General features: G+C 60.9%; 2 protein-coding genes. Both read right to left on the reverse strand.

All coding sequences use genetic code 11. From position 1 onward, the window contains the following. Window positions 1-175: 175 nt before the first annotated feature. A complete protein-coding gene (locus BGE01nite_RS28610) occupies window positions 176-2,470 on the reverse strand; it encodes a bifunctional SulP family inorganic anion transporter/carbonic anhydrase (protein WP_146856344.1) in 2,295 nt (764 codons plus the stop codon). Between the two features lie 613 nt (window positions 2,471-3,083). Then, window positions 3,084-3,734 (reverse strand): transposase, encoded by a 651-nt coding sequence (locus tag BGE01nite_RS28615; protein ID WP_170267142.1) that lies wholly within the window; start codon window positions 3,732-3,734, stop codon window positions 3,084-3,086. Window positions 3,735-4,008 lie beyond the last annotated feature (274 nt).

Below are 4,008 nucleotides of genomic sequence, written 5' to 3' on the forward strand. Positions count from 1 at the left end.
TCCGCGCCTTCCGCATCCAGCCTGCACTCATCCCTGGTTTGGTCATTAGCGTCTAATGAGCGTCTCATTAGCGGTTCAAAAACCTCTCCCCCGCCGACAAAAAACATGCCGCCCCGCCCATCTCAGGCAAAGCGGCATGCTGCAAAACAAAAGAACAACCTAACCAAAAGCGCCATCAAACGCTGAACATCGGCACCGCCGGCACGTCCAGCTTCACCACGTTGGACTCCGCCGGCTGGAAGAAGGACACATCCCCCGTGTTCACATCATAGAGCGCGCCCACGATGGAGATCTTCCCATCCTTGATCAGCGTGTTCAGCGTGCTGCTGCGCTCCTGGATCTTCGCCATCGTGCGCAGCACGTTGCGGCGGGACACCTCATTCGCGTAGACCGTCTTCTCGATGGTGCTCCCGCCCTCGATGGACTTCAGCGTGCTCTTGTCCACAGACTGCTGGATCTCCGTGATCAGGCCGTCCAGGTTCACACAGCCCGTCGCCTCGCTGGCGCTCTTGTTCGCGGCCAGCAGGTCCACCGCCGCATTCACCGCGCCGCAGGAGGTGTGGCCCATCACCAGGATCAGCTTCGCCCCCGCCACCGCGCAGGCGTATTCCATGCTGCCCAGCACCTTGTCACGGGCGATGTTTCCCGCGATTCGCACGCTGAAGATGTCTCCCAGCCCCAGGTCAAAGATCAGCTCCGCCGGCGTGCGCGAGTCGATGCAGCTCAGCACCACCGCCATGGGGAACTGGCCCTGCGCCGTCACATCCACCAGACGGCCCACATCACGCACCAGCTGCCGGCCCTCGCGGAAGCGCTGGTTGCCCTCGCGGAAAAGCTCCAGCACACGCTGCGGTGTCAGCGCGTGCTGCATCTCACGGCTGCTGTAGTCCACAAACTGCATGCGGTCCTCCAGGTTCGCATACTTGTCCTTGAAGCCGCTGAGGCTCAGCTTCACCCCGTGCACATCCGCCGTCTTGTTCTGGAAGTCCTGGATCAGGTCCAGGATGTCCGCGTCGATGTAGGTCGTGTTGCGCGCATCCACGTGCACATGCCCGCCGCGCGGCACCTCGCGCAGCGTCTTCTCCAAAGTGGCGCGGCTGAAAAAGCTCACCTGGTTCGCCAGCTCGATGCGCAGCACATCACCGGAGATATGCTGCTCCATCACCTTGCGCAGCGGACGGCGCATGTTGCTCCGCAGGATGAAGCAGATCGCCACGCCCAGGCCGATCAGGATGCCAATGAGCAGGTCCGTGAGCACGATGGCCACCACCGTGATGATGAAGGGCAGGAACTGGTTCTTCCCCTCGGACCACATCTGCCTTACCAGCTTCGGGCTCGCCAGCTTCAGACCCGTCATGAGCAGGATGGCCGCCAGCGAGGACAGCGGGATCTCGTTCAGCCACTTCGGCATCAGCAGCACGCAGCCAAAGAGCAGCACACCATGCATGATGGCGCTCAGCTTCGTCCTCGCACCCGCGTTGATGTTCACACTGCTGCGCACGATCACGCTCGTCATCGGCAGCCCGCCGATCAGGCCCGCCGTCACATTCCCCACCCCCTGCGCAAACAACTCCCGGTTAGGCGGCGAGGTGCGCTGCTCAGGGTCGATCTTGTCCACCGCGTCCAGGTTCAGCATCGTCTCCAGGCTCGCCACGATGGCGATCGTCACCGCCGCTCCCAGCACCGCCGGGTTCGTGATCTGGGAGAAGTCCGGAAACCTCAGCTGCCCCAGGAACGCACTGAAATTTTCCGCCACCGGCACCTGCACCAGATGGCTCGCGCTGATCTCCAGGCCGCTCTTCAGGCTGCGCAGGATCAGGTTCACCCCCACGCCGAAGATCACCACCACCAGCGGCGCCGGGATCGGGCTCTTCTTCAGCTTCGGAATCTTGTCCCACATCACCAGCAGCACGATGGAAAGGAGGCCCACGATCGCCGCGCCACCCTGGATGTCGAAGAGGGAGGCCCACAGCTCCGTGAACGTGTTCTCATGGTCAGGCTGGGAGAAGGCCATGTCACCCTCAGGATCCGGGTCATGACCGATCACGTGCGGGATCTGCTTCAGAATCAAAATCGTGCCGATCGCCGCCAGCAGCCCCTTGATCACATTGGAGGGGAAGAACGCCGCGATGAAGCCCGCCCGGCAGATGCCCAGCACCATCTGGATCACCCCCGCCAGCATCACCGCCAGAAGAAAGGTCTCAAACGCCCCCAGCTTGCCGATCTGCGCCGCCACGATGGCCGTCAGGCCCGCCGCCGGTCCCGCCACACTCGTGTGGGAGCCGCTGAGAATGCCCACCAGGATGCCGCCCACGATCCCCGCCAGAATCCCGGAGAAAAGCGGCGCGTTCGAGGCCAGCGCCACACCCAGGCAGAGAGGCAGTGCCACAAGAAAGACCACCAAGGAGGCCGTGAGATCTTTGGCCAGCGTGCTAGCAAGGGGGGCTTTAGTGGGAGGGGTCGAAGTCATCAGTTCAGAATACGGTGGGTTCCAGCCTTCTGCGATTGCTCAATTTCAAACTCTAACTTAGAAAAAACCGAAGTATGACCGCCTCTCTTTGAGATTTTGTGGCGGGCATCGCCACAAGGCACATTCGGGAGCAGACAGGCATTCATCTCGCAGATTCCATGCCTGCTTTACCCGGAGAAGTCGAACGCCAAAAAGCCCCGGCCTCTGATTTCTTCCCTGAGCGCGCACTTCCGCCCGTCACTGCCTTCAGGCCACACCACAAAAGGAGCGCGGACTTCAATCCGCAGCAGGTCGATCAAAACAAAAGGGTCCCCTCTTCCCACTCACCTCTTCAACCCGACGTCAGCACGAACAACTCAAGCCCCCACCCCACACCTCTCCCACTCGCCCGTAATGCTGCAGACAAAAGTCCGCGCCCCATCAGCAACTCCGAACGCCGCACGACCCAAGGAGCGCGGACTTAAGTCCGCAGCAGGTCGATCAAAACAAACAGTCTCCCTCTTCCGATCCACCCCTCCAACCCGACGTCGACACGAACGACTCAAGCCCCCACCCCAACACCTCTCCTCCGCGTTCCACCCGCTGCGGACTAAAGTCCGCGCTCCAGAGTCCCTCAGCCGCCATCGCCCATGGAAACATACGTCCAGGGCCACTGCCGCCAACCACGCACCAGCCCAGCTTTGACGGGATTGTTGCGGAGATAGCGAACCGTCAGCCCCTCATGCTCAGGATCACGCATGTAGGTATCCCAATAGTCAGCCTGCCAGAATGACTGCCCAGACCTTCCTAACATTTGGTTTGCGGCTCTTGAGGAGCTGCCCTTCCATCCCTGCACAATCTTCTTCATGGACACCGTCGTCACATGAAACAGAACATGCACATGGTTCGGCATGATGGTGAAGGCGATCAGCCGATACTGGCGGCCATCGAATTCTCGCAACGTGTTCGCCACCATTCGGGCAAAACGTTCCTCCTTCAGATGGCAGGCTCCATGCCCCAGATCGAGCCACGCCTCGAGCTGCGTGCGCCGTTCACGGTCATCTTCAATGCGCAGCACCTTTTCCCATTCCTCCCGCAACTCCTCCGGAAAACTGTCTGCCAGACGAAAGGTCACAAACTGCGTGAGGCCCGGCTCATCACGATGCGTCACATAGCCACGTTCCTGCCAGCCATGGAAGCCAGCCATCTGCTCCTCACGCACCGGGTTTAGTGAAACGAGCCGCTGACGGCGCACAGTCTCCCGCACTTCAGGACGGTGCGGCATTCGATTGGGATGCGGACCAGACCCATCACTCATAGTTTCATGCTCCTACGATTCGAGAGCGAGAGGCAAGTCTCAAAGTGACAATGATCGTATTTTCACCTCAATCCCCCGAACGCCACAGCGCCCAAGGAGCGCGGACTTCAGTCCGCAGCAGGTCGATCAAAACTAACAGGCTCGCTCTTCCACTCCACCTCTCCAACCCGACGTGGGCACGAACACCTCACGAACCACACTCAACACCTCTCCTCTGCGCCCGAGATGCTGCGGACTTCAG

This window comes from Prosthecobacter gellanilyticus (genome assembly GCF_007992435.1).
GTDB classification, from domain to species: Bacteria; Verrucomicrobiota; Verrucomicrobiia; order Verrucomicrobiales; family Verrucomicrobiaceae; genus Prosthecobacter; species Prosthecobacter gellanilyticus.

Coding starts and splice junctions, on each gene's coding strand:
- BGE01nite_RS28610 (WP_146856344.1), bottom strand. CDS start 2,470: ATGACTTCGACCCCTCCCACTAAAGCCCCCCTTGCTAGCACGCTGGCC.
- BGE01nite_RS28615 (WP_170267142.1), bottom strand. CDS start 3,734: ATGCCGCACCGTCCTGAAGTGCGGGAGACTGTGCGCCGTCAGCGGCTC.